Source organism: Endozoicomonas sp. ONNA1 (assembly GCF_024606325.1).
Classification (GTDB): domain Bacteria; phylum Pseudomonadota; class Gammaproteobacteria; order Pseudomonadales; family Endozoicomonadaceae; genus Endozoicomonas_A.
Genome location: NZ_JAHHPN010000496.1, coordinates 1 through 1,352 on the forward strand (window position 1 = coordinate 1; position 1,352 = coordinate 1,352).

The 1,352-nt window shown below is 52.7% G+C and carries 1 protein-coding gene; it reads left to right on the forward strand.

The window, feature by feature from the left end; genetic code table 11:
* On the forward strand, positions 1–1,352 hold a 1,352-nt coding region (locus KDK19_RS11320; RefSeq protein ID WP_257291988.1), incomplete at both ends, for a PEP/pyruvate-binding domain-containing protein.

A 1,352-nucleotide genomic window follows, 5' to 3' on the forward strand; every position in this document is an offset into this window, starting at 1 on the left:
CTGTCAGGATTGAGTACACACCCGGTCAGCCCAGAGGCATAGTGGCAGGACAGTCCGGCAACACGCCCCACCGCATCGATATTGCTCGCAAAGAAGGCGCTGAAAGCTGGCAATACTTTCCCGGAACGGTTTCAAATCAATTTATCCTCCAAAAAAACAGCGAAAATAACGGCTATTCGGAAACAAGAATTGATGATGCGAACCCCCGATCAGGCGACGGCAGTCATCGACTCAGTGATGACACGGTTTCAGCACTCAGGGATGTGGTGACAAAGCTGGAAGACCTGTTGCTTTGCCCGGTGGATGTGGAGTTTGCTATTGATCATCAGGGTTGCCTGTTCCTGTTGCAGGTACGCCCCATAACCCGACTCTCTGGCGGTATGGATTTTGCCATGCCTATACCCGATGACAGTCTGATCATTGGTGAGGCCGTCAGTGAAGGCTATTGCACCGGGCCCATCTGGCTGGCCAAAAAACAAGAGTCAGACATAATGCCACACGGAGCCATCGTCCTGGCCCGACACGCCGAAGAATGGCTGCTTGAGCCCGGTTTCCTGATGCGGGCAGGTGGTTTTGTCATTGCAGAAGGAGGATTCAATGATCATGTGGCGATCCTCATGAGACAGGAGAAAAAGCCCTTAATGCTGGCAGGTGGCAGGTATACGGCAGTGATCGCTCAGGGTGTCCATCAAGTCACGCTGGCTTGCGCCCGCTTTAATAGTAAATCCGGTGCCTTCATTGTGGCCGGTGACATTACCGAAAAACTGGCCAGTCACAGAAGCCTGTCTTCTGTTGTTTCTGATGTGCCGCTGGCAAAAGCTGTCCCGTCACGGGATGATTTGTCTCCCCCTGAAGGCACATTTCATAAAGTTGCCAGCGGTTTCCAATGGCTCACGAATCAAAATACACGCCTGTTGGCATTGTTTGCCCCCGGCAGTGGACTGGATTGTTTGGCGAACCCCATAAAATTAAGCATGTCGCCACAACGATCAAAGCTACTGACTGAGACTGCGGATAACGTCAATCGTCTGATTCATGGGGCTGAAGCACTGTTGGAGGGTTATCAGGCATTCTTGCGTCTGGCGCGGCATAGCGATTCACTTGAGATCATGCCATTGCAGGAAGAATTACTGCAACTGTTCAACCGGTTCGCGGCGCTGAAACAGACCCTCCGGTCCGGGATAAAGAGCATCATTCTGCCAATGCAAGCCGCTGATAACGGGCAGCTATCTCCGGGAATGTTTCGTCCGTGGCTGGCAGACTGTCATCTGCTGGAATCCTGTCTTCAAGCTCTCAGCCCTGAGGAGGCTGAGCAGGTGCGGAGTGTCCATGAGCTGATTTTTGCCCTGCAT